Origin of the sequence: Thalassobacterium sedimentorum, from assembly GCF_031127905.1 — a bacterium.
In the GTDB taxonomy this organism is placed as follows: domain Bacteria; phylum Verrucomicrobiota; class Verrucomicrobiia; order Opitutales; family Coraliomargaritaceae; genus Thalassobacterium; species Thalassobacterium sedimentorum.
Genome location: NZ_JARXIC010000013.1, coordinates 15155 through 39649, shown reverse-complemented (window position 1 = coordinate 39649; position 24495 = coordinate 15155). Strand labels below are relative to the sequence as shown.

At 49.6% G+C, this 24495-nt stretch carries 16 protein-coding genes; 7 read left to right on the top strand and 9 right to left on the bottom strand.

Going from position 1 to position 24495, the window contains the following annotated elements; translation table 11 throughout:
* Window positions 1-15 precede the first annotated feature (15 nt).
* Window positions 16-1047 (bottom strand): LacI family DNA-binding transcriptional regulator, encoded by a 1032-nt coding sequence (locus QEH59_RS09450; RefSeq protein WP_308985122.1) that lies wholly within the window; start codon window positions 1045-1047, stop codon window positions 16-18.
* A gap of 122 nt (window positions 1048-1169) precedes the next feature.
* Between QEH59_RS09450 and QEH59_RS09445 the strand changes: the two genes are divergently transcribed.
* The 6 genes from QEH59_RS09445 (at window position 1170) to QEH59_RS09420 (ending at window position 9156) form a co-directional block, all read left to right on the top strand.
* Window positions 1170-1883, top strand: a complete 714-nt coding sequence (locus QEH59_RS09445) for a PEP-CTERM sorting domain-containing protein (protein WP_308985121.1) — start codon at window positions 1170-1172, stop codon at window positions 1881-1883.
* A gap of 159 nt (window positions 1884-2042) precedes the next feature.
* Complete coding sequence (locus tag QEH59_RS09440; RefSeq protein ID WP_308985120.1) at window positions 2043-3272, top strand: TolB-like translocation protein; 1230 nt, start codon at window positions 2043-2045, stop codon at window positions 3270-3272.
* 135 nt (window positions 3273-3407) lie between these two features.
* Window positions 3408-3866, top strand: coding sequence for a hypothetical protein (locus tag QEH59_RS09435; protein WP_308985119.1), 459 nt, complete (start codon window positions 3408-3410; stop codon window positions 3864-3866).
* Window positions 3781-5271: a GH39 family glycosyl hydrolase gene (locus tag QEH59_RS09430; protein ID WP_308985118.1), complete on the top strand. Its 1491-nt coding sequence runs from the start codon at window positions 3781-3783 to the stop codon at window positions 5269-5271. Before QEH59_RS09435 ends, QEH59_RS09430 begins: the two co-directional genes overlap by 86 nt.
* An 11-nt stretch (window positions 5272-5282) precedes the next feature.
* Window positions 5283-8462, top strand: a complete 3180-nt coding sequence (locus QEH59_RS09425) for a helix-hairpin-helix domain-containing protein (protein ID WP_308985117.1) — start codon at window positions 5283-5285, stop codon at window positions 8460-8462.
* 43 nt (window positions 8463-8505) lie between these two features.
* Window positions 8506-9156, top strand: coding sequence for a hypothetical protein (locus QEH59_RS09420; RefSeq protein ID WP_308985116.1), 651 nt, complete (start codon window positions 8506-8508; stop codon window positions 9154-9156).
* A gap of 465 nt (window positions 9157-9621) precedes the next feature.
* Here QEH59_RS09420 and QEH59_RS09415 read toward each other — a convergent pair whose 3' ends face one another.
* Together QEH59_RS09415 and QEH59_RS09410 are read right to left on the bottom strand one after the other, a co-directional pair.
* Window positions 9622-13140: a glycine-rich domain-containing protein gene (locus tag QEH59_RS09415; protein ID WP_308985115.1), complete on the bottom strand. Its 3519-nt coding sequence runs from the start codon at window positions 13138-13140 to the stop codon at window positions 9622-9624.
* Window positions 13141-13310: 170 nt separating this feature from the next.
* Complete coding sequence (locus QEH59_RS09410) at window positions 13311-14360, bottom strand: LacI family DNA-binding transcriptional regulator (protein WP_308985114.1); 1050 nt, start codon at window positions 14358-14360, stop codon at window positions 13311-13313.
* Between the two features lie 180 nt (window positions 14361-14540).
* Between QEH59_RS09410 and QEH59_RS09405 the strand changes: the two genes are divergently transcribed.
* The gene (locus QEH59_RS09405) at window positions 14541-16034 is read left to right on the top strand and encodes an autotransporter outer membrane beta-barrel domain-containing protein (RefSeq protein WP_308985113.1); all 1494 of its coding nucleotides are present in this window, start codon (window positions 14541-14543) and stop codon (window positions 16032-16034) included.
* Between the two features lie 49 nt (window positions 16035-16083).
* On the opposite strand, the gene der is transcribed toward QEH59_RS09405, so the two are convergent.
* From der to QEH59_RS09375, 6 genes are all read right to left on the bottom strand, one after another.
* A complete protein-coding gene (gene der / locus QEH59_RS09400) occupies window positions 16084-17649 on the bottom strand; it encodes a ribosome biogenesis GTPase Der (RefSeq protein WP_308985112.1) in 1566 nt (521 codons plus the stop codon).
* Between the two features lie 123 nt (window positions 17650-17772).
* The gene (locus QEH59_RS09395; protein WP_308985111.1) at window positions 17773-18954 is read right to left on the bottom strand and encodes an aminotransferase class I/II-fold pyridoxal phosphate-dependent enzyme; all 1182 of its coding nucleotides are present in this window, start codon (window positions 18952-18954) and stop codon (window positions 17773-17775) included.
* Complete coding sequence (locus QEH59_RS09390; protein ID WP_308985110.1) at window positions 18954-19436, bottom strand: Lrp/AsnC family transcriptional regulator; 483 nt, start codon at window positions 19434-19436, stop codon at window positions 18954-18956. The genes QEH59_RS09395 and QEH59_RS09390 overlap by 1 nt, the downstream gene beginning before the upstream one ends.
* Window positions 19437-19544: 108 nt before the next feature.
* A complete protein-coding gene (locus QEH59_RS09385) occupies window positions 19545-22151 on the bottom strand; it encodes a response regulator (RefSeq protein ID WP_308985109.1) in 2607 nt (868 codons plus the stop codon).
* A 310-nt stretch (window positions 22152-22461) separates the two neighbouring features.
* Window positions 22462-23352 (bottom strand): alpha/beta fold hydrolase, encoded by an 891-nt coding sequence (locus QEH59_RS09380; RefSeq protein WP_308985108.1) that lies wholly within the window; start codon window positions 23350-23352, stop codon window positions 22462-22464.
* On the bottom strand, window positions 23349-24389 hold the full coding sequence (locus tag QEH59_RS09375) for a 3-oxoacyl-ACP synthase III (protein ID WP_308985107.1): 1041 nt from the start codon (window positions 24387-24389) through the stop codon (window positions 23349-23351). The genes QEH59_RS09380 and QEH59_RS09375 overlap by 4 nt, the downstream gene beginning before the upstream one ends.
* Window positions 24390-24495: the final 106 nt, after the last annotated feature.

Genomic DNA, 24495 nt, shown 5'->3' with positions numbered 1-24495 from the left:
ATAGAACGAATAAGTTCAAGTTCGCAAAGTCTTCCCCTCGCTCCAACTTCCCTCGACCAACAGACACTTGGGGACTTTAGGTAAACCAATTTCATTTCTTTGTATTTGCGCAACTACAATATCCACAGCACCCAATCCAATCGCTCGAATCGGCACATTCATTCCACTCACTCCTGTAGAATCCCCCCGAAGGCTCAAAGAAACAAAGCCTAGATCCTCTGGAATTTGGACGTTCAATTGCTGAACCCAATTCCAACCAAACATCCAACTGCTAACAATCACATCCGGCTTATTCTGATGATACCATTGTTGGAATTTTTCGCGTGTCATTCCATCCATCCATAAAGGATCAATTCGATTCTGCGCAGATACCTGATAATTATGCCGCAAGAATACCATAAGTGGTATGTGTTCGCTGCGTGAATCTGAATCTTCCCATACCAAAAAACCGATCCGTTGATAGCCGCGTGCTTTGATTTCAGACAAGGCACGACTCATGGCATGTTGAAAATGCATCATTACATAGCTAATCGTTGGTGCCAGTAAAGAACGGCCGATAGTTGCCGCGGCGTAACGATTCCATGGGAAATTAGTATCTTCACTAGGATGACTCTTTGGCGCAATGATCACCCCATGGGTACCACGCGCGTTCAAAATCGTATCAATTCGACTCGAACTGAATTCACCTGGCACATAATATAACGTGTCAAAACCAAACCCAAGTTCATCCGCTCGACGACGAGCTTGATCACGAAATTGTGCGATCGCGTTATGTGCTTGCCCAACCAGTTCTTCTTCGATCCACACTATGTTAGAGTCCAGGTTCACATTTTTACGCCGCACCTGACTCATTAATGCCTGCACCATTGGATTTCGACGGTAGCCCAAGGCTTGGATTGATGCTTCAACCCGTGCCGCTGTCGCCGCTTTAACGTATCCCGATTTATTTAAGAAACGAGAAACCGTCATATGGGACACGCCGGCATGGCGAGCGACATCGGTAATACTGGGGGTCGTAGCTTTCCGGTTCTGTTTGCCTGAACACATTATATGTTACGTTGAACATACAATACCGTTCGACTCAAGCGTATAAGTTTATGAAGTATTAACTATTGCACTTATCATGAGTGTCAAAGACCCACAACCCCAATCTAAATCTGCGATCTGCTATGAAATTACACACCTCGTATTCCCCCCTAAAATTCTCACTAGCTCATGCCGGTTTACTCGGTTTTGCGATGCTCAGCAGCTTATCAGCCTTGAGCGCAAACACAGTAATACCACTGCTATCAGATGCCCGAATCACCGACGACAATGAGAATGGATCAGGCAATTTTCTTACCTTCGATCCGCCAATGTATGTTGGTGACAGTAGTAACAACAAAACTGTTTTTTCAACTGCATGGCGATTCGACATTACCAGTTTCTCTACAGAAATCAGTGATGCCACTTCTATTATCTTTCAAGTCGAAGTCGATAGCCTACTAGGCGATGCCAATACAGTTTTCCCAAGCTTGGATTTTCTATCATTAGACACCCCAGACTCGGGCACATCATCCAGTGACTACCAAAATAACAGCCTATTGGGTACAATTGATATGAGCACCGCGGGCGATGGCACGATCGTGACTTTTGATGTGACAAACATAGTCAAAAGTGCGACTACAGATAGAGTCGGCTTCATTCTCAAAATTCCAAATGCAACTGATGGCGACGGTACCAGTGCGATTCTCGGCAACAATGAGAATGGCGCTGCCGACCTCTATATATTTGTTGAAAACAACGCAACGCTTTCACTGATTCCCGAGCCATCCAGTTTCGCCTTGTTCGCGGGTAGCCTGTGCCTTTCAAGCATGTTGCTTCGTCGTAGAGCAAAGAGATAAGCTCATAAAATCATCGGTCGGCCAAACGCCTGCTGGTAGAATCATCAACCCGGTTCAATCGCACACTTCTGCAAGGAGGCATGCGACAGGAAGCCATAGTAACACGGCGTCCCCGTGAAGGCGCAAAGGTCTACGTGTAGACGCATTGTAGACTAAATTATGCAACACATAATGCAAACGATCGAAAACAAAAAAATTCAGGAATTAGGCATTCCCAACAGATGGTGCCTACATAGTTATTACACACTATGCCCTTATGCACCCGATGGATCTGGACGCCTATTAATTGCGGGAGCTGATTTAGACAAAGATAAAGCAGAAGTGTTTGTACTCGATTCAAATGGAGCAATTTTAAATCGCTTTGGAAACATCCCGACATCCCCCAGTTTTTGGCACACTGGACTTTGGCAGAGCTGGTCTCGGGACGGCCAACAAATTTACTTTCAGAGTGGCTCTCAACAAAAGCCACAAAGTACACGTATACACCTCCAAACAGGCAAACACGTCGTAATTGATGGTGATATCGAAGGAATGCCTCCGCTGGGTGAACCTGCCTTATCCTGTAGTCATGGTATGCTATATGCCGCCGGTTATGGCAGCAATCGATATCAGCCGGAACGTGCCCCAATCCCCTTTCAAAATAGAACGAAACATGGCATTTCTCAGCTCTCCTTTGAACATCCAGAACACAACAAACTCAAACTCAGCACGCAGCAAATCTTAGATCAGCATCCACAACGCGAACGCATCTTACAAGCAGACGAAGCGATCAAGGAACGTCTGGGATCGCATGAGGGCTTAACACTGATGACCTATTGCGTGCGTTGGAATCGAGCTGGAGATCGCTTATTATTTTTCTTTGGTAACCATTGTGTGGTGTCGGAGAGGAACGAGCCTAAAATCACCTCAATCTTTACGGCCAACCGAGACCTTGAGGATTTGCAACTCGCAGTGGATTTAAGTTTTGAGCGCCGAGGTGTGCACTGGGGGTGGCAGGCCGACAACAAGCACTTAATCGGCTATGGCCCCTCCCCCGATGACCCAAACAAGCTATGTTTGGCAGAGGTTTTATATGACGGCACTGGCTATCGCAAAATTAGTGACCATCAGAGCGGTGGGCATCCGTCAACGAGCCCCCGAAACTCCGACTTAATTGTCACGGATGAGTGCACGCCTTCAGGCGGGAACGTGGTTTTCATTTCGAAGCAGACGGGAGAGATTATCGAGCGTATTGCATTGCCTAAGTTCATCGGTGATGTTGAGCCAGCAGGCCGCAATCCACAACGCATTTGCCACCACCCGGTATTCAATCATGACGGCACACGTGTGTTATCTAATACCCTACCAAATCGGTATTCAAGCTTGGTAGAAATCGAACCTCCACTCTGAGAAGCATTTCCTCTTCAAGAGTGCTAATCATCCGTCAGGAGTTTCCTCTGTCTCCAAAAAACTACGTCAATGTAATCGTATTTATACATTAAGAACAATCCGCCGTCTTATCATCTTTCTATGAAACTAGTATCAATGAAAACCTTATCGTTGCTCACGTGTATTCTAGCTATATCCCAGCAGGCACTTATTGCGGCTCAGCTACCCGAATCCTCGTCTCGCATGACAGTCTTAACAGGAGTCGATGTCGCCCAAAACGTCAAAGCTGACCTGATTAAAGACCCGACTGCCATCAGTGGATATTACGCAAGCCCTGCCCTCGACTACAAACCATTCGCAACGGCCAACATTCCAGAAGAAGGCGAGGAATTCAACGTCTGGGTACACTATCGTCAAGCTGCTTTGCAGATGAAAACAATGATCCATAATAAGTGGATACAAGATGATTGGAACTGGAACAAACATCCTAATAGTTTCTCCTGGCGCAAGGTCGGCACATTCCAACGTGATGAACTCGGCAATCGTATCATATTCATCACGCCCACCCAGCACTCCCCGCAAAGGCGGTATCGACGCTGTGGTTGTCACTGCTGATTTGAATTGGGAACCCAGCTCGAGTAACAACACATCACGTCGTCAGTTCGATGCCCCGGATGCAGCCAATGCAACTGTCCAATTAACTTCTTCAGATTCCAATGATAGAAACCTAGCAGCTGAATCCGAAATATCCATTGACTGGCAAACATCGTGGGGTCCAATACATGAGGATCTTTATTCAATCAATACTTCGGCAATGGTCATTAAAGATCGTATCGACGGTCCCGAATGGCCTGCCTTGATTGAATATCTGCAACCCAGATTACTGCGCCTACACAGTTCTGGCCAAAACAAAATTTGGGTCAATGACACGAAGGATGGATGGAATTACCAGAAGGTTAAAGAATCGATCATGACTGCTCAACTACCTGAAAACTGTAAACTCATGATCAACATCTATCGCTGGCCAGATAGCTTCGATGCAGATGAAGATGGACGCTTAGACAAACATCGTATCGATGATTTTGCAGACTTTTGCGCAGATCTCGTTCGATACGTCAATATTGAGCTAAAGCAAGATGTTGAATATTGGGAAGTTACCAATGAGCGTGATTTTGCCTATTGGCGAGCTCCCAAGGCTAACAATGCCCCAGACCCACAAGCCCTAGCCGACCTATACAATCGCGCCGCCAATGCAATGCGTCGAGTCGACCCAAGTATTAAAATTGGTGGGCCAGCGGCATGCAGTCCACTTCCGATCGCCCCACTAATTGAGTTCGCGGAGCATGCGAAAGATAATCTCGATTTCTTCTCATTTCATGCCTATGCATCCGGCAATAATAGTGAAAGCGATCAAGTGATTTATGATAAAGCTGCCATCATCGCAGAACAGTCCAGAGACCTTGCTGATCAACTCCAGCAGGTGATGGGCGATCGCACCTTCGGTGTGCATCTGAATGAATACAACATTTGCTACAATTGGCGTATCCCAGAACCTCGTATGAGGAATCATAAAGGAGCGGTCTTTGATGCACTGCTGCTAATTCATTTGTCTCGCGTATCAGGCATAACTGCAGCCAATGCTTGGAATGATACAGAGCCGACCTACGGTAAAGCCGACCGTGAAGGCAATCTTCGGCCAGGCGCACACGTTTACCATTATCTGAATGAATACTTTCAAGGTGATCAGGTAGCAGCGCAGTCAAATAATCCTGACGCAGTCGTCCCCTTCGCGGTGAACCGCCCCGATGGCACTCAAAGCTTCGCACTCGTCAACCGTAGCGGTATCGAACAAATGATCACGCTCAAAGCAAATTCTGATACCCCTTCAACTTGGTATTCGGCCACAATTGATGCAGATGGATTACATCAGAGTGGACCCATAGCTCCATTCTCCCATACCTTCGATCTACCAGTCGACAGTGTGCGCTTTTTCTGGCAAGCAGCTAAATATAATCCCTAATAAATGCCTCAATGCCCTCACACACCACATATTCACGTCCATGCCATCAAAAACCCATAGCAAACACCGGATTCGCGCTGGTGACCTCGCTGCTACTGATGTCTTTCATCATTCTTCTGATTGTCGGTCTAAGTGCATTGGTGAGTGTTGAAACTCAAAGAGCCTCAAGCTCTCAAAAGCAGCTCGAAGCTCGGAGCAATGCACTGTTGGCATTAAAGATGGCAGTCGGGCAGCTACAACAACATGTAGGTCCCGATCAAAGAATCACTGCACCTTCAGACATCAATGAAGCGTCTAATCCCAATTCAGACAACCATTCACATTGGACCGGCGTATGGCGCCAAGCCCCAGGCTCCAACATCCGCAGCCCGGCCTTGCTGACTTGGTTGGTGAGCGGTAACGAGAACGGAATAGACCTCACCCCTTCCACTACAATCGCTGAGCCTACCGGAGTCACCTCCTCCAGCGTTTGGTTAGTCGGCGATGGCAGTGTAGATAACACTGACAAACAGATCAAACTTCCAAAGCAGTCGGTGCTCAATAGAAATGGAACAGCTTCTGGACACTATGCCTGGTGGACCGGCGATGAAGGTGCCAAAGCACATCTCGCGCTAGTCGACCCAGCAGAAATCCGACCTGATAATGAACGTATCTATAGTTTTCTAGCCGCTCAGCGTAGCGGAGGAGAACTGATCGAAGACGCCGAGAATACTCTCTTAGGAAGCCACTACCCAGCGAATAACTCTGAACTAAACAATGTAGTCAGCCCTGCTCAACTCCCTTTAGCTACAACTGACGTTAATACAGTATTAACAAATACACTACGTAGTCGCTTCCACGATGTCACTGTTAGTTCCGAGAGCTTACTAGTTGATACTGCACAAGGCGGACTAAAGAAAGATTTATCCGCATGGCTAAATAGCGCACCCAATTCAGTCGGCCCTGACGACGAGGACTTCATAATCTCACCAATCGGCAACGACGAAGAGGGGCTGCCGCGCTGGGGCTTGATCCGTTCCTACAATAGCATTCGAGAAAACGGCAGCATTGCACTCGCAGCCCGAAATCAATCGGAAACCGAACATGGGCTGTATCCAGTCATTACTTACGCGAATCTGGGCTTTAACCTGTCGTGTTCGGGACAAGATATGAGCTTACAAGTTAGGCTCTTTCCGGAAGTAGTCATCTGGAATCCGTACAATGTACCCATTGCAGCCGCCACCTATGAATGTGGTATGGGGGTCTCCAACCCAACTAACCGCGCCATCAATTTTGAAGTCGATGGTAACACTAAAACAACTCTGTATCTCAATAAAGCAGTACTCGACAATTCCTCAGCCCCCTCCCGCGCATTTAGCTTCACTCTTGAAGCACCCGAAATTCCCCCTGGCGCGAGTCTCCTCTTCAGCCTAAGCGACACCGAACACAATAATGAATATACACATGGCGAAAACATCATGACGGCTGACAGCACTCCCGGTATCAACTCTGTCGCGATGACCCCGGCAGTAGGCAGTGGGGCCAGTATTCATTTCACAGAAGACGGAGGGGATTTGCAACCAGCCACCGTGACTTGGAACTTTCTCGGCAACAGTGGTCGACTCAATGCCGCCCTCCGCCTAAAACCCTCTGTCCCGGATAACGCTGAAGGTTTCACCTTCGGTGACGACGCGCTTCATATAGTGGATGCCGTCGGTTACAGTGCGACTAGCGGTAGTCAAGACACCTTAGTCGCCGCAGGCCAAGAAGCCTCGGGAACCCATTACAATATTTTTCTTGAAATCGCGATGCGCGGAGGAGCGAGCAATGCCCGAATGGCCTGGGTGAGTCAAAGTAATTTCCGTGCCCCCGAATCCAAGCGTTTTGGTCGTGACTCAGAAAACCCAGCCTACTACGCAAATGATTCTCCGGCAACTTTGACAACACCAGTCGCTCCTAATGCCAATAGCTCCTATTGGCGAGCATCCACTGGCGAATTGATCAACTCGCCATCAGGTAAGGCTCAGGACACGGTACTTGCCGAGTTTCAACCATCGGGAGTTCCCTTGTTTTCCATCGCTCAATTACAACATGCAAATTTATCGCTCATTAGCGGCTACCCGACCTACCCCGTCGGCAATTCGTTGGCACCGATACGCATCGCACTCGATGCGACCAGCGATACACAAATGAATTATGGTGCGGGGATCGACCGCACTTACGACATCGCATACTTGCTCAACGAGCAACTTTGGGACAGATATTTCTTCTCTACCCTGCCGTCCAATCTGACTCAAGCAGAACTCGATGCAGGCTATCAAGCTCCCAACAGTAGACTTGCTATCGAACAAAACACAACACTCACAGATCTCATTGGTACAGGCGCATACAACACAGCCGCAGAAAAATTAACGATTCGAGGTGGCTTCAACATTAACTCTACTTCGGAAAACGCATGGCGTGCGCTCTTCGCCAGCCTCAACGGACTCGCCTACGATCCAGTTGAACGCCAAGTTAGTAACTCCCTATTGGACTCCCCTTTTTCCCGTTATGCACTACCTCAGTATGACACAGAAACCACTTGGGATGCTAGCTATCGCCAACTCACGGAAGAGCAAATCGAAGATCTGGCTCAAAGAATGGTCGAAGAAATTCGAGAACGTGGACCTTTTCTATCTCTAGCTGACTTCGTCAACCGTCGCCTAGTGGACGGCGAACACGGCTTCAAAGGTCCACTTCAAGCTGCGATCGATCAGCAAAGTTCCAATCCTGCCACCGGCACCACGGGCATCAACGCACTCTCAGACTTTCCAACCGGCAATCTAGCTGGTGTCAGTAGCTATATGTGGGGAGAGGATAACTACTTCCTCCCACAGCTACAAGGTGGCGAGAATGCAGAACTGCCAGCAGCGTCCCGCTTCGCCTTTGCTCCAAGCTATCTGACACAAGCTGACATGCTGTCCGCGCTAGGACCAGTGCTAACTGCGCGCTCCGATACTTTTCTGATCCGCACCTATGGAGATGCCACGAATCCCACCACTGGCAACGTTGAAGGTCGAGCATGGTGTGAGGCGATCGTTCAACGTACCTCCGACTATATAGATCAAAGCCTAGATGCATCAGCTTTACCGACCTCCGGATCCAACAACGAGCGGTTCGGTCGCAATTTTCGCATTCTCTCCATCCGCTGGCTTACCGAAAATGAAGTTTAAATCTATCATCAAATCCCTTCGCCCTCTAACTATTGCTCTTTTTTTGTCTTTTTTCGCAGCCATTCCAGAGCTCAAAGCGATTGAATTCCGCCTACTTAGTTGGAGCGAAAGTATTGAAGACCTAAACTACACCAATCAGGGCGAAACAATTTCCGTGATTGCCCGGGAAAATCTACTGTCACGCACCTATAACTACAAAGGTTCCGCAGTGCTGGAGTTCTATCGCATAATTGAAACCGAAGCAGGTGCTCAACGAGTCCCCCAGCTCCAAACAGAGGTCCCTGAGGGCATGGAAGAAGCGATTCTTCTCATTCGTCGCCTGGAAGACAACAGCTTAAAAGCTGTCTGGTTCAACCACTCATTTGACTACACGCCGCTCGGCACCATTCGCTTTCATAATCTATCGAGCTATCCAGTCGCTCTTGATCTAGGCGATGAACCCGTGATGATGTCTACGCGAGATACGTATGCCCACCTCGCTCCAGCAGGCGCTCGTTACGTAATGCTACGAGCCGCGACCGCAGAGGTCGCCAACGAGTGGCAGTTATTTTCAACACGGCCGCTACCAACTCAGGCGAATCTACGTACAATCGTGATTATGCGTAATGCACGCAGTCGTGATGCCAAAGAAGCTGGTCCAGTTGAAATGCTAATCTTGCGAGACAGCAAACAACCACCAAAGCAAGCGCAGTAATCCCGATTTACAACAGTTGGAATTATTAAGGCTGATATACAGAAGAAAAGAAGCCAATCATACGCGGTTTTAACCGCAGAGAGCACAGAGGAAAGAATCTCCCCAACGACTCAGCGCCCTCGGCGAACTCCGCGGTTTAAAAATCCCAGAGAAGATAATTGAAGGAATCGACATTCTAACCATCATTAACCTATCAAAATTAATCCAAGAAATGAATACTGAGGAGGCAGGACAGATCGAGCGCATTGGGACTGACCGAGCGTATATCCAGACGAGAGTGGTTAACTTCGTTCGTGCCTCACTACGTGCCCCCTCTTGACGTTGACCTCAGTTGGCCAACGGCGCGCTCGGCGGGCACGCCTGACCACATGAGACTAAGTTCACACAGAATACTTGTAGGTTCGTCACTACTGGTCTGCCAACAATCTAAAGCACAGCCCCGCAGCCCCACCTGCTCAGCCGATTCTATTTATCGAAAAACACAAAGCGTATTGAGAAAGGAGGCATCACGACAGTGTGCGTTTGCCCAGGCATTGGTTGCAAGTGCGTGGTGAATGTGGTCTCTTCTGCTTGAATCGTCCAAATCTCCATGCCTCGAAAAAAGGGGCTGGGATCTCCGATCGGATCAAAGTTTAGTAGCTCGACCTCTACGGGGATCTCACGGTCGCTTCGGTTGGTCAACGCGAATACATATTCTTCCGGTGTGACCGCCGCAAAACCTTCAACCTGATTAGGTAAATCTGAATTCACAGCACTTAGCCGCGTTCCTTGCGGCAAGCGATTGTTAATCAAACGGAAGAGTTCGCCGGATGGCCGGATACGTTCCACACCTACTGAATCGTACTGCACGCTACCGTATGTGCGCCCTGTAAAATGCCAAGAGTGAGCCATTTCAGCCTCACCATCATAAAGTAAATTACGCAACACCGACCAAGTCCAAACCGCAGCATGCCCATCTCGCAAGCGCAGGTCACTAGGCCGCCAAGCGCTATAATTCATACTGTATTCCGAGATGACCTGTGGCAGTATTCGGTCTGGCATCACGGCTCTATTCACATCCTGAATACGACGCGTAAACATCGCATAGCGATCGGTGCGATCCATTAGTTCTGCAAATGGAGTGGCGGCGTCGCCCGTTGGATACATTTGCCATGAAATAAATTCCGTGACTTCTCCACACTCTTCCAGAAATTCTCCGATCACATTGTGACAGGGCCAGCACTCAGACATGCCACCGACCAGCAACTCCGGATATGCTGCTTTAACTCGACGAGCGAGTGCGTTGTAAAATTGATACTGTTTCATACGTACCGCTTGAGTGCGACCGATGCCGATTTCATTATACAAAGCGACATGAGTAATCGGCAAACCATGATGTTCATACACATGACGCAGCAAATCCATATACCAATCCACCACGGCATCAAAAATCTCAGGATGGTCGGTGGTGCTCTCCCCTGAAAGCGAACCATCATCTTTCCATAGATATGGCTTACGAATCAGCGTATAAAAAATGGGGGTTACTGACTGTTCTTTATGCCCCGCATATTTTTCCTCAAAATTTTCAAGGACACGAATGAAGTCCGGTCGATTACGTCGTAATTCCTCATCTTTTAAGTCTCGTTCCACATCAAAGCCCCTCAGATAATCCTCTCGCGTGGGTTTCATCGAGTTCCACATTCGGATGTTGGGAAATTTCATATCTGCCAACAATTTGAAATATTCTTCACTAGAACCAAACTCTGGGGCATTCATGGAGAATAAGCCGCCTTTAAACTCCCGCGGATGCACCGCAAAGTTAGCGGTCACATATGCCTTTCCACCAGATGCCTCTGAAATTCCCTCACTGATATCTTGTTCATACAAAGCCAGCCCCAACAGAAACGCGATCATTCGAGAAGAGGCGGACATGTTGATCTGAACAATTGTTTTATCCGGACGCGGGTTCTTCCATTGAGTGAAGAATACATTGACCGAAGCTCCATCGATCAGCGAAGAATACACCAGAACACCATCTTTAATAAAATAATCCATTAGATGTCCAGCTACCCGTTCGCCCTCACGGACAGGAATCAAAATCTTTTCACCATCTTCATACTCGATTTCGTAGGCAAAGAGTTCGTCCAGTAACTTAGCCGAGCCACGAACTCCATGTAGAAAGCCGATATACTCGCCACTTATATTTACAGGGACAGAAAGTTCAGATGGCAGCATAGAAGGAATCACCCGCAATAGATCCTCTCCTTGTGGCACTTCAGCATCATCCTCCTCTTCCGTCTGAGTCTCGCCCTGCGCGATAGCCATAAAAGCAGCGCCCTCTGATTGTAACGGAAAGCGGAAGTCTAAGATATCGAGGCTCGACTGTGCACGCAGTTCGGCATCCACAATATGCAAGGCCGGATCATCTGGCAGCATTGGCACATTGGCAGACGCGCTCAAGTCGACATAATGCACTTCGCCTGCCTGAACGCCATCGTCCTTCGCCGCTGCATCAGGATCATAAACCTCAACTTCAATCCAGAGGTCTTGCGAGACTCCCGTCACAGGATCTTGCGCGGTGATTCGTAGTGGATGCACACCTACACTGGATCGATTCGTATTCCAAATCAGATAAGGATCAGTATCTGCATTCGGTTTAAAATCGGGATCCGTACTGATGACTGCTTGCTTCAACTCACCAGAGATGTGTGCGGGAACTAGGCAGTCCACTTGAGCGACTGCTGCATCCGCTGGAATCTCACTGGCCAGCACCCACTTCCAATCTTGATCAACGCGCACGCGACGCCCACCACCACCGCCACCGCCGTAATAAGTCACGGTGCCAGATATTGCCGAGCGGATACCATCGCCCCCAAAGGAGCCCATGCGCGTATCACCATCAAGCCCAACAGCGCCGGCACCACCGCCGCCGCCGCCCGCTTCTGCGTGGGTCGGATGATAACGACCAGTTCCGCCCGCATATCCCTGCCCAGCAGTGCCCTGACCACCGGAAAAATCCGAATCCTCAACATGTCCTCCCGCTCCGCCACCGCCAGAGCCACCACTGGCACCTGGGTGATTACGCGATCCACCAGCGCCACCTCCCAGTGCCTGAATAGATCCAAAATGCGAGGGCTCACCATTTTCACCGGGGCCTCCTCCCGCGCCGACCACAACTGGAGTGGATGTAGAATGAACTGCCAGCTCGGTTTGAAGCACACCACCGCCGCCACCGCCGCCGCCGGATCCTGCTCCGCCACCACCGCCACCGCCAACGACTAGCACCTCAACCTCAAGCTTGCCATTCGTCTCGAAAACGTCGTCTTCGTAAAACGTGTGTATGGTATATCCATCAAGATGCTGAACCCTTCCACCCTTTGCTAGCGAACGGGCGTCGTTCTGTGGATATCGTACAATCACAAGACCGGATCCACCTGCGTAACCAGCGTGACGCTTATAAGGTGCGCCAACATCCATCCCCCCCCCGCCACCGCCGCCGCCGGTATGCGGATATCCAGTAGTGCCGGAATCAATCCCAGTGAAAGTACCCTTTGCGCCTGTGCCCCCCACGCCGCCGCCTCCCAAACCTCCGGCTGCGCCGCGGCCCGCAGGAATCCAATCGATCTGCGCGACATCTCCTTGGCAACGAGTCTCCAATCCTGCACCGCGCATTTGCACCCATAAATACAGGGTCTCTGAACGATCCTCGGGAAGTTCAATCGATAGTATAGCTGCGCTCATATCATTCGTAGATGCATCTTGTTCAGCCACAATAAATCTTGGAAACAAACGCTGCTGATCACCTAATGAAACTAAGACGTCGCTAAATACATCATCTGTTGGCGCCACTTCGATACGAACCGTTTCTCCTGCCGCCACACGTTCGGGTGCATCCACTGTAATTAGAGAAGTCGCGGCAATCACTTCCATTGGAAATGCCCAGACGATCAAGAATGTACACAACACCTGCGCAGTGTAAGATGATAGACGAATGATAGAATTCATTATAGCTAAAGATATGAGGCAAATGCTCGCTGGAGTCTCAGCGAAGTAGTCAAGTAACTTTAACTTACATGCACTTCTTTATAGGTCTAGTCACCATCCTCGCACACTGGTGCGAAATTAATTGATAGCCACATAAAACACAGTCACATAGCCACTTGGATAGGCATAAATTAATCTACAGTTTCAACCGCCCGTGGGCGCAAAGTCCCGCAGTCAATCCAAGTGTCATCAATCAGTAGCGTATGCGGAAACTCGGGAATACCACGCTCTTGACGGTTAATCATAGCGACTACCACATCCACTGCCACCGCGCCTACAGCATTTCGATTACCCACAATTCCAGTAATGACGTCCGCATGTTCAGGCTGAACCAGAGCGACCAGCCCGATATCCTCTGGCACACGCAAACCACTCTTACGAATTGAATCCGGAATCAAATCATCCCCCACAGCGATGATAGCATCTGGCGCATAACGATCTATCCATGTACAAAATGATTCGTGTGTAAACGCATCGAATAACAGTGGAGGAACACGCGTATCTGTAGGCAACTCATTCTGCTCTCTAAAAAAAGCAGCGGACCAGTGATAATTCACACGGATATCCATACGCTTGGAAATACATAGCCCTGGACGTCGATAGCCCCGGGCCCGCAACTCCGCCATCACCTTGAGCATGCCCCCATGATGGTTCGAAGTAATCGCGTGCAAACGTGGTTTACTTAGAGAATGCCCAATACGTACGGCTGACAAATGCTCCCAATCAATGTCCTCGAGACTCGTCTGCGAAACAGGAGCCGGCACAACTATTGCCGCATGAATACTGCGGGCCCTAAGCATAGAAGTAACACGAGCGAGGGCATCGCCGGATGGAGCGACCGTGATCTCTTCCAATTTAAAACCGAGCTTCTGCGCTCGATCTGAAGCACAGGCAAAATACTCGCGATACGTACGATGACACTGCCACGAGGCGGCTTCACTGCTCGGATTTAACCAGGCAATCACCGAATGAAACGCCATCGGACGGCGCCCTCCGCGATAAGCAGCGAGAGCGCGCAACATAGGATCTGGCACATAGCCCATTTTCCGAGCGAACTCCCGCAGATACTCTGCCTTCGCAGCCGCAATCTCAGGGTGATGACGCAGCGCACGCGACAAAGTAGTGTGATGCACTCCAGCTGCTTCGGCAACCTGACGTAATGTTGGAGAGGGGCCGGACATAAAACTTTAGCAATTATAGATCCTGCTTGAGAGTAAAAACAAACAGCTCTCGCACCAGTGAGCGAAGCTAGTAGCTTGATTGCAAGATTTATTTACCACACATCTATTCTGAACCTCAACTGTGCAGTTTCAACAATCTCGAGGAACCGCACTTCCCCAAACCTCACGGAAAAATATACAATGAAAAACCATCGTTTACTTCCCCCTGCCCTCATACTCATCTCCAGCTGCGCGCTGTCCCTATCAGCTCAAGTAAACTACGAATGGACTGGCACCACCGACGGACAATGGGACCTTGCCTCTAACTGGAATCCCAATACTGCTGCTCCCGGAGGCGCTACGACCGACATTGCTAACTTCGATACTGCTTCGGCGAATAGTTCGATTACATTGGACACAGCCATCTCCATCGGAGCATTAAACTTTAATGCAGGCGCAGGCGCTTATACCTTGTCAGGCGAAGCACTGACACTCAGCAGTGGCGACAGTATTTCAAATACTTCAGGCAATCATCAGATCATCAATACGAATATGAGCCTCGCCGGCGCAAATACAATTAACGTAAGTAGCGGCAGTTCCCTGACACTAAGCGGAACTATTTACAATACCACTAGCGGCGGCAACTTTGATATTACCGGAAGCGGCATTGTTAATTTGACAGGAAAATTCGCTAATTACACGACCTTTACTAATTTACAAGTAATGCAAGCTAGCACAGTCAACTACGACACAACATCATTCAATGGGGTTAATAATTACATCGCAGACAGTGGACGCTTGAATCTGCATCGCAATCCAGCATCTGGTGGCATCACATTGCAACTGAAAGGTGACGGCAGCGAAATCTACCTATCTCAAGCCGGTATGGCGACAGCAACCACACTGCGTTTCCGAGGTGACGGCGATGACGGAAAAACGCTAAGTTTTGGTGCTGATTTTTCTGGAACTGGTATTTCGACCCACAGTGGCGCCATTCAACTCAACGATGGGGGATCGGGGGTCAATAATAACTACCGCTTCGATGCAGCCGCGGATAATACATTGAGTTTAACTGGTACTATCACCGATACGAATGCATCTGGCAGCGGAACAAAAGTACAGATTATCGGCGACGGCATCGTCCGCTTTGCTGGAAGCGACGCCAACACCAGCCAGACTCCGATCGAAGTGCTCGGCACACTTGAATTAGCCAAAGACGACGAAGTAAACGCAATCGGCGGCGGCTCCATCACAATTATGACAGACGGTCACCTGCAAATGGCCGCCAACAATCAAATCGCAGACACCGCCTCATTGCATTTATCCGGTGGCAGTTATGTGATCAACGGATTTGACGAATCAATGGGAGAGCTAAGTGTTGCAGCCTCCGGCGGTACAATCGATTTCGGTGGGCTGGCCGCCACCTTGAACTTCGACTCCCTTGCAACAATTGTCGGCACCCTAACTATCGAAGGCTGGTCAGAAGAAGTGGACATTTTCTTCTCCGACGGGTCAGGTTGGGACACCGCAGCGCTGGGCAAGGTGAACTTCTCGGGATTCGGCACGGCACAGTACGACAGTGAAACCGGTCGCCTGAGCGCGATCCCCGAGCCATCTGCGACTGCGGCCATCATGGGGATCGCCGGGTTGCTCTTTATTTCCCAGCGTCGGATAGGTCTCCTTCAGACCAACTAATAAATAACTTGGTACTGAGAGTCAGTAAAGAGAATAGCAAGCCTCGGCGCTAGCGCTTCTTGCCACGCTTACTATTATGGGCATTATGAGCCGCTTTGACTTGTGTGATACGCTTGCGGCGCTCGGGGTGTTTGGTGTCAATCTTAGCGGCATCAGGACCCATTTTCTTAATACGTGCCTTGTTCTGCACAGTATCACTATGACGCGGAGCCACGATGCCTTCACCTTCCTCATAGCGGCGTTCTTTACCGACCAGATCAAATCGTACAGGACAGCCATTAAGACGAAACTCGTGGATAATGGCCTTCTCGAGATAACGACGATAACCAGGGTCGAGGCGTTCGATGCGGTTACAGAAAAAGCGAATACGTAAGGGCCGGGATCCAGTCTGAACAGCGTAGAAGACCTTGAAACGCTTAGTGCCGATAATTTTCGGCGCGCGTGCCTCAAAGAGGTTTTGAATGACATTGTTAAGTTTGCCTGTCGGCAACTTCATATCAAGAGTGGCCTGCATCGCTGCAGCGACATTCAGCATGGACTCAATCTCAAATCCAGTGCGCGCAGACACGAAAAGAACTGGAGGATTGGGCAAAAAGAACATCTCCTTACGCAAGGACTCTTCATAACTTTTCAAGAAATGCTTGAGATTTTTAAAGCCTTCGATCGGGTCGTGTGTCCAGCGATCAATAATGAGGTCCCACTTATTGACTACGATGATCAGTGCACGACCGGCATCAAGGATTTCGCCAGCCAAGGCCTGATCCTGCTTGGTCACACCGTCCACGGCGTCGATAACCAAAAAGACCACATCGGAACGTTCCATTGCCGCTTGCGTACGAACACTGGAGAAATACTCCACTGGACTATCGACCTTACGTTTCATGCGCAGACCTGCCGTATCTGCGAGACGAAATTTAAGCAGCTCTCCATCCTTATGCTTATAATCCAAATCCAGCTCCACCGAATCGCGGGTGGTACCAGGTACATCGCTGACGATGAGACGGGTCGAATTCAACAAACGATTACCGATGGAGGACTTGCCGACATTGGGACGCCCCAACAAGGAAATACGAATCCGCTGAGACTGATCAGCCTCACTCCCCTCTGGCTTCGGCCCCAATTTCTCGTCGATCGCTGTTTCTAGCTCTGCGATACCGCGCCCATGCTCGGCAGAAACACGGAGTGGTTCGCCGAGACCGAGGCTGATAAATTCGTCCGCAGCTTCTTCGTTCTCTTCCAAATCAACCTTATTGGTCACCAGTAACACGTGCTTACCATAGCGGCGAAGTTTCTGAGCAACGATTTCGTCAAGGGTGGTGATGCCCTCACGCACATCGACCACAAAGAGAATTACAGAGGCCGCCTGAATCGCAAATTCAACCTGCTCTTCGGCAGCCACTGAGATTTTCTTGGAGGTCATCTCAATCTCCATACCAATACCACCGGTATCAAGTAAGACATAATCGTCACGCACTTCTGTGGAAATGAGGTCGCGGGTGACTCCGGGCATATCATGCACGATGGACATGCGTTTACCGCAAAGCCGATTGAAGAGACGGCTTTTCCCGACATTAGGGCGCCCAACAAGGGCGACGGTTCTGGATGGATCGATCATATTTAGTGGGAAGATTGAACGCAGTACGTCCAATATCAAATTTTGAATGAATACAGTTATTGCGGCGGCGTCCACCCCCAAGCTTGTGAATTGGAGTCAGGACCTTCGACATGAATGACAAGCTTAAGCCTTTTTGCTTAATTTTTCAACATATCGTTCGATACGGTCGGTGGCTTCCAAAATACGCTCATAACTGGTAGAAAAACTAGCACGCACGAAGCCCGCACCACTAGGCCCAAAAGCAGTCCCCGGAACGACGGCAACTTCCTGCTGATCGAGCAAGCCCTTACAGAAGGTCAAGGAATCCAGTCCAGTGGACTGAATCGACGGAAAAGCGTAAAAAGAGCCCTTGGGTGAGTGACAATTTAAGCCTGCCTCATTGAAGCGGCGCACGATCAAGTCACGACGGCGATGGTATTGTTCCTTCATTTTAGCCACTGCAGGCGCGCCATGCCGAAGCGCTTCGATCGCCGCTTCTTGCGAAAGTATCGGTGCACACAACATACTGTATTGGTGTACCTTCATCATGGCTTCAATTAGCGGTTGCGGTCCACAGGCATATCCAATTCGGAACCCAGTCATCGCAAATGCTTTGGAAAAGCCGTGCAAAAAGATGGTGCGTTCCTGCATTCCAGGCAACGATGCGATGCTGGTGTGCTCTCCCTCAAAGGTAAGCTCCGAATAAATTTCATCGCTGATGACCAAAAGATCTTTCTCGATGGCAAACTTAGCTAATCGCTCTAATTTGGCACGCTCGGTCACCCCACCGGTCGGATTGGTGGGAAAGTTTAGCATCAGCACCTTGCAACCTGGCTCCCAAGCAGCTTCCACTCGCTCAGGATCGATTCCAAATTGATCCTCCGCCGATGTACCCACGGCGATGGGCTGTGCATGCGCCAAGACAATGCTAGGGCTATAGGACACATAACATGGCTCGTGGTAGAGCACCTTGTCTCCCGGATTAAGTACCGCACGCAATGCGATATCCAAGGCCTCGGAAACACCGACTGCAACCAAGACATCCGTCTCAGGATGATAGCTAACACCAAAATTATCTTCTACGTAGCTACTGATTTCACGACGCAGGCGAATGAGCCCCAGATTATCAGTGTAACTGGTCTTCCCCTTTTCGAGGGCAAAAATCGCAGCTTCACGAATATGCCATGGCGTTACGAAATCAGGCTCACCGATACCTAGCGAAATCGCTTGTGGCATCGCAGCCACAATTGCAAAGAAATCGCGAATACCCGAACGAGGCAGACCTTTTACGTGGTCTGCCACAAAATGTTGACCATTATCACTCATTATGGACTTACCGCTGGTTTATCTTCGCCATCACTGGGAGCAAGAAGAAGGTAGCCTTGTTCCTTATACGCACGCAGCATGAAGTGCGTCGCCGTCGAAAGCACCCCCTCCACAGTCGAGAGACGCTCAGAAACGAATGATGCAACATCGCGCAAGTCGTTGCCTACGGCAAAAACCAATAAATCATAGGCTCCAGACATCAAAAAGCAGGATTCCACAGCATCAAAACGTGCAATACGGGTCGCCAAGCGATCGAAACCACCATCGCGTTCCGGACTGATCTTAACTTCAATCACTGCGCGCACATTCCCTTCTTGCGCTCGATCGGCGTTGATCACTGGACGCCATCCGAGAAGAATCTCTTCGGCTTTGAGACGTGTTAATTCGGCTTCGATCTCGGACTCGGACATGCCGAGCACCTGCGCCATTTGCGCAGTATCGAGACGCTCACCTTCGAGGAGCAATTGCAGGACGGAACTCATAAGCGCGCGAGTAAAGAGGGATTCTCAAAAAAAGCAATTGTGCAAACAGCCGATTTTTCAGCTCCTCGATCCAGCCATATGTAGCACGCCAGACTCAGCACAACAGCACTAAATCGCAGAAAATTCGACTTCGTTGGCGAGCGCACGCATTGCCTCAGAAAGCGCGGCAGCCGTGATTTCCAAATTCTCAGCATCTTCAGCTTGGCTAGCAGCTTCCATATCCTCCGCCAATTTCATGCATTGCTTACAACCAAAAATCCCCGCCACACCTTTCATAGTATGCGCAATAAAATAGCATTCTTTAAATGCTTTTTGACTGACTGCATTCTGTAACTTGAGCATATCCTTAGGAAAGGATTTCAAAAAGATTGGTGCCGTAGCCAACACATCTTCACGATCGTCTGGATCCATTTGTTGAAGTCGTTCACCAAAATCGCCTCCACGCGACTCACTTGTCGTCGGTTCATGCTGCATAGCGACACTGGTCGCTTCAGCTAAAACCTCCTTCAAAATCTCCACTCGAAAGGGTTTTGGGATATAGTTATTCATTCCCGCCTCTAAACAAAGCTCGCGATCTCCCTTCATCGCATGTGCGGTCATCGCCACAATGTACTGAGGTGGCAATTTACACTCAGCCTCATAGGCACGAATTATCCTCGTCGCCTCAAAGCCATCCATTCCCGGCATCTGAATATCCATCAAGATACAATCAAAGGATCTTTTCTGAACTAGATCTACAGCTTGATGCCCATTCTCAGCCAAAGTCACGCTATGCCCGAGCTTCTCTAAGCGGCGAAAAGCTAGGTCCTGATTGATCGGATTGTCCTCGACTAAAAGCACGCGCAGCGAAGTTGCATGCTTCGCCCCCGGCAAAACAGACCGCACACCGGAACGTCCAGTCGAGCCCCCGATTCCAAAAGTTTCTAAAATGACCTCTTGCAAGGTCGTACGCTTGACTGGCTTGGCCAAGGCCCGCGACACACCGATTTCCTGTGCGCGTGTGGATTCCTCACGATTCAGTGACGAAGACAGCAAAATAATTTCAGTATCGCGCAGGTCGGGGCGAGAGCGAACCAAGCTGGCCAAATCCAAGCCGGTAAGACCTGGCATTTGCTGATCCAATAAGATCAAACGATACGGATCCCCTGCGCGAATCGCCTCTTCCATTGCAGCCAGCCCTGAGACGCCATCATTCGCAAAGTGGCTGCGATACCCCCACCCTGCACACATTTGCCGGTAAAGATCACAATTGGTCTGATTGTCATCTACAATCAAGACACGTAAGCCTGCCAGTTCAGCATTAAAAGGCACCGCATCCGCCCCAGGACAGGCAGTGAGCGAAAAGGGAATTTCAAATTCAAAACGCGCCCCCTGCCCCGGCTCGCTCAGCACATCAATAGAGCCCTGCATCAAGCGAATCAACTCCTTACAAATCGAAAGCCCTAAACCGCTACCACCGTATTTACGGGTTGTAGACATATCCGCTTGAGTGAAACTACGGAAAATTGCATCCTGCCGGTCTTTGGAAATACCAATACCAGTATCAGTCACAGAGAAGAGCACCCGCACATGGTCTACATCTAGGTCGATGACCTCCGCACGCACCGCAACTTCTCCCGCATCGGTAAACTTAACAGCATTTCCCACCAAGTTATAAAATACTTGTTTCACTCGCGTAGGATCTCCCAACATATACTCAGGCAAGTCAGAATCGTATCCCACAACGAGTTCGATCCCCTTGGTCCGAGCTGCTGGCGCAAACTCCTCAAGCACTGATTCGATCAAATTACGCGGGCTAAAGTTAAGACTCTCTAAATTTAGTTGCCCGGCCTCAATCTTAGAAAAATCCAGTACATCGTTAACCAAGCCCAACAATGTGGAGCCACACTGAATGACAGTATCCAAGTAACCGCGTTGCTCAATATCCAGCGGTGTCTCACGACACAGTTCGGAGGCCCCAATGATTCCATTGATCGGCGTTCGTATTTCATGACTCATCGCCGCAAGAAAGTCTCCCTTCGCCCGGCTCGCCTCGTGTGCCTCGGCAATCGCCGTGCGCAATTCCGATTCGGTGCGCTTCAAATCACTAATATCACGCGCCACACTCAACGAACCGATGATGCTCCCCTCTCCATTGCGCACGGGAACAGTGGTCAGCTGTAACCAATGCTTGGTACCATTTTGAAATACAAAGAGTGAGACCTCGTTGACCACAGGCTTTCCTGTTTCAATCATACGCATGTCCAGTGATTTAACCCACGCTGCGCTTTTTACTGACACAAAATCTTCGATCTTCGAGTCCACGCCTGGACTGCGATTCCCCACTGCGACGACCGAACGAAATGCCTCATTCGCCAAAATGAAACTGCCATTCAGGTCACGAAAAAACACATATTCCAAGGTATGGTCCAGTAACACACGCAGCATTTTAAGCTCACTACGACTGCTAAATCGAACCTCGTCGTTCACCAGTGGGTGCTCCAAAACGTACAACCAGACTTGCTCTGATTCAGCAGCCAAGCGCTCTAATATAATTTCGACTGAACTAATACCGTGTTCGTTATTCTGTGGGTAGACCCGCCCAGTCCACTTCCCCCCCGGTTGTAGTGACGTCACTTTCGCGCAAAAAGACTCTTCCACAGATAGGCTAAATAAATCTGCTGCAACACTGGATTCATGACAACCGTAGATCGTCTGCATATAATGATTTGCCACTAAAATCCGCCCAGTTTGATACGAAAGTACAGCAATGCCCCACGGACAATGTTCCGGCAACGAAATCAAAGATTTTGAGACATCAGGCATTAGGATAAGTTAGTTGCGAATCGGTACAAAATCACAATCTCGCAGCAAATAAGGGGAAAGCCTCAGTAAGACTCAAGTCTGGATATCGCAAGATGTAGCCTGGCAGTCAATAAGACTAGCGAAGCCATTTAAGTAGAAGGTAGATTAATCAGAACCATCACAACACCCCCCAGAACAAACAAATTAACCAACAACGGCTTACGACAATATAAAAGCACAGTTACTGAGTCAAAAATTTACAAACCTGCTGCCACACCTCCGAACCACCGTCCTCAAGTATGTAATGACCGTGCTGTGAATAGACAGCTGATTCCGCTTGTGGGAAAAACTGTTGGAAGCGTCGGTAAAAATGCATATTAAAACAAAAGTCTTTCGCGCCCCAGACTAATTGGACTGGTTTATCCTTTAACTGCGACAGCCCTGCCTCTACCTCACTTAGTGTTTGATAGGAGTGATGTGATGCGTGCAAGGGAATATCTTTTACAAAATTCCAAACAGCCACCCTATCGGCCCATGAACGATAAGGCCATAGTAGTCCACGCTTCACAGCTGGCTTTAGCGGCACCTTGGCCGCCATGATCGCCGCGGGCCCCGCAAAGCCATTCAGTGCACGAATAACAAATTCACCAAAGACCGGCACTTTAATCGCTGCAATCCGAAGCGGAATTCGCTTGGAACGGAAAGCACCCGTATTGAGTAGCACGAGTTTATCCAAAGCGTCTGGTCGTCGACCAGCGACACCACAACCAATCGCTCCGCCCCAATCATGAACAACCAAACTGAAGCGATCTATTGCAAGCTGGTCCAACAGTGCCTCCACATCTTCGATCCGTTGCTCCAGGGTATAAGTATATGTGGCAGGCTTGTCTGAAAGGCCACAGCCGATATGATCAGGCACAATGCAGCGATAACCGACAGCAACCATAGTCTGCACTAAGTTACGATAATAAAACGACCACGTCGGATTACCATGCAGCATCAACACGACCGGGCCCGTGCCCTCATCCAAATAGTGCATCGTAGCACCATTCTTCAGTCTCAGTTCATTACTGGCAAAAGGATATTCCAACCGAACATCAGCTGGGAGTTGAGTTGCACGTGCGACACTCATGACTTAGGCCACTCCACGGCCATCATTATGCTACTTAAACCACTGCCGATTCCCAGCAACGCAGCCTTCTCACCTTCACAATAGGCCCCCTGCTCCATTGCTCGCGCCAGCGTGATTGGACATGATACGGAACCAATATTGCCCAAGCTTTCAAAAGTCGTAAAATCTTTAGCCAAGTCGAGCCCCAGTGCTTTAAAAAGTTCACGCGAATGTGCCTTCCCCACTTGATGAGTGATAATACGGTCTATCGTATCCGCCGTCCACCCAGTCGCATTCACAAACTGCGCCCATGCTCGTGTGGCCACACCAATCCCCGCCACCAGTAATTCCTCCGAATTCGTCAGCATCTCCAGCGCATCGCCCGCACTGTCTCCTTGGCAGAGTTCATTGTGAGAGGTGTCCGTCTCGACCACTGCCGCCGTCATCAGTGGACAGGACTTAGCGGTAAGGCCACGACGACACAGTACTGCCGAAACCGCACCAGCTCCAATAGTGAGATTCGCAAAATACGGCTTAATCGACTGGCGTGTTAGCTCAGGATTCAGCAATTGCTGTAAGGTATGCTCCACCAAAGGCCGACCATTCTCTCCCGAGCAAATAAGTGCCCGCTCGATCTGTCCACTTTCGATCATACTCCCCGCCACCACCATGGCATTCAAAAAACCGAGACAGGCATTCGAAACATCAAAGATCTGTGCCTGACCTGATAATTTGAGTAAACCATGCACATAGGCAGCCGTCGCTGGTTCCAAGCGATCACGACAAACAGCTGAATGGATCAAGAGATCGATTTGCTCTCGTTTGAAGGACGACTTGGCCAAAGCCGCCTCCCCTGCCTGTGCCGAAGCGACAGAGGCAGGCGTGCCTGCCGGATAGAAGCGTCGCTCCTGAATACCCGTCATCAGCTCTAAGCGCCCTTCGGGTAAGCGCAAGCGTTCATAAACAGGCGCCAGCTTCGCCTCCACATCCGCGGAGGTCCAGACCTCTTCCGGAAGTGCATACGCGATTGATTCGATGGCTACATTTTTAAAATTCACAGTAGAGGAGATACGCCAAACGAGATGCGAGTTGCGAGTGAAAAGTTAGGAAACGACAGACTCAGGCAATTCGCAGGCTGGAAGACTGCTCGCAAAGACGCCGCAG

What these genes read in the sequence shown, in the direction of transcription:
- QEH59_RS09440 (WP_308985120.1), top strand. Translation starts at nt 2,043, where the DNA reads ATGCAACACATAATGCAAACGATCGAAAACAAAAAAATTCAGGAATTA.
- QEH59_RS09380 (WP_308985108.1), bottom strand. Translation starts at nt 23,352, where the DNA reads ATGAGTGTCGCACGTGCAACTCAACTCCCAGCTGATGTTCGGTTGGAA.
- QEH59_RS09445 (WP_308985121.1), top strand. Translation starts at nt 1,170, where the DNA reads ATGAAATTACACACCTCGTATTCCCCCCTAAAATTCTCACTAGCTCAT.
- der (WP_308985112.1), bottom strand. Translation starts at nt 17,649, where the DNA reads ATGATCGATCCATCCAGAACCGTCGCCCTTGTTGGGCGCCCTAATGTC.
- QEH59_RS09410 (WP_308985114.1), bottom strand. Translation starts at nt 14,360, where the DNA reads ATGTCCGGCCCCTCTCCAACATTACGTCAGGTTGCCGAAGCAGCTGGA.
- QEH59_RS09435 (WP_308985119.1), top strand. Translation starts at nt 3,408, where the DNA reads ATGAAAACCTTATCGTTGCTCACGTGTATTCTAGCTATATCCCAGCAG.
- QEH59_RS09405 (WP_308985113.1), top strand. Translation starts at nt 14,541, where the DNA reads ATGAAAAACCATCGTTTACTTCCCCCTGCCCTCATACTCATCTCCAGC.
- QEH59_RS09425 (WP_308985117.1), top strand. Translation starts at nt 5,283, where the DNA reads ATGCCCTCACACACCACATATTCACGTCCATGCCATCAAAAACCCATA.
- QEH59_RS09395 (WP_308985111.1), bottom strand. Translation starts at nt 18,954, where the DNA reads ATGAGTGATAATGGTCAACATTTTGTGGCAGACCACGTAAAAGGTCTG.
- QEH59_RS09390 (WP_308985110.1), bottom strand. Translation starts at nt 19,436, where the DNA reads ATGAGTTCCGTCCTGCAATTGCTCCTCGAAGGTGAGCGTCTCGATACT.
- QEH59_RS09430 (WP_308985118.1), top strand. Translation starts at nt 3,781, where the DNA reads ATGAACTCGGCAATCGTATCATATTCATCACGCCCACCCAGCACTCCC.
- QEH59_RS09450 (WP_308985122.1), bottom strand. Translation starts at nt 1,047, where the DNA reads ATGTGTTCAGGCAAACAGAACCGGAAAGCTACGACCCCCAGTATTACC.
- QEH59_RS09415 (WP_308985115.1), bottom strand. Translation starts at nt 13,140, where the DNA reads ATGAATTCTATCATTCGTCTATCATCTTACACTGCGCAGGTGTTGTGT.